The organism is Allobosea sp. 01N443 (genome assembly GCF_056399325.1).
In genome coordinates this window covers 1-1039 of sequence record NZ_JBFTRC010000398.1, presented here as the reverse complement: position 1 = coordinate 1039, position 1039 = coordinate 1, and the positions used below count along the sequence as shown (strand labels likewise).

General features: G+C 60.6%; 1 protein-coding gene. It reads left to right on the top strand.

Going from position 1 to position 1039, the window contains the following annotated elements; all coding sequences use genetic code 11:
- Window positions 1-164: 164 nt before the first annotated feature.
- A partial coding sequence (locus AC1DRP_RS36660) for an alpha/beta hydrolase (protein ID WP_476771149.1) occupies window positions 165-1039 on the top strand: 875 nt, incomplete at its 3' end.

Here is a 1039-nt window from a genome sequence, read left to right as displayed (position 1 = left end):
ACGTAGCTGAAACAGTCCTGCGGCGGGAACTCGATTCATGTTTTCTTAAATGCGAATCCAATCGCGAGAATCCGAGCCTCATCTTTGCGCGAGCGCGCCACTAACAGTCGGCCAACCTCATAACCCCATGAGCTGAGACCGGTGGTCGCCGGCGGAGACTTCACGTGCAACGACGTTTTCAAAATGCCCTGCTGATTGCCCTTATCGCCGGCTTCGGCGTCTCCAGCGGCGCGATGCACGCCCGGGCCCAATCGACTCCAAAGGTGCAGCCTGGCGAGGGGCGCCCATACGAGATCTCCGGCAGCGAGGTATGGGACGTGCCCGATCCGGTCTCCGGCCGCGACTACCAAGTCTTCGTCGCTTTGCCGCCGTCCTACGCGAAGCAGCCGCAGCGGCGCTACCCCGTGCTTTATGTTACCGATGCCGACTACGCTTTCCCGATCATCCGGCAGATAGGGCGCCGCCTGAACGTCGAGGGGCCCAAGATTGAGGAATTCATCCTTGTCGGCCTGTCTTATGGGAAGGGCGAGGACGGCATGGTCAGCCGCCAGCGTGACTATACTCCGACATCGAACGGTCCAAGCACCGCACCAGCCAACGCCATCCATGGTCAGGCGCGCGCCTATCAGGGATATCTGCGCGATCAGGCAAAGCCATTCATCACCGCGCGCTACCGGGCCGACCCTGCCAGAGCAATCTTTCTCGGCCACTCCTACGGCGCTCTGCTTGGGGCACAGATCCTTTTCACCGAGCCCGGCCTATTCAACGGCTATATCCTCGGCAGCCCGTCTCTCTGGTACGACAAGCGGCATGCCTTGAAGCTCGAAGCGGGCTACGCCACGCGGAATCAGGACCTGGCGGCGAATGTCTATCTTTATGTAGGCGCCTATGAAGCCCAGCAGAAAGGCGATCGGCGCTACAACCAGACGGTAGACATGGTCGCCGACAACCGGGCTCTGGAGACGGCGTTGCTGAGCCGAAAGTATCCGAGCTTGAAGCTGAAATCAGCGGTCCTGAACGACGAGGATCACCTCACCGT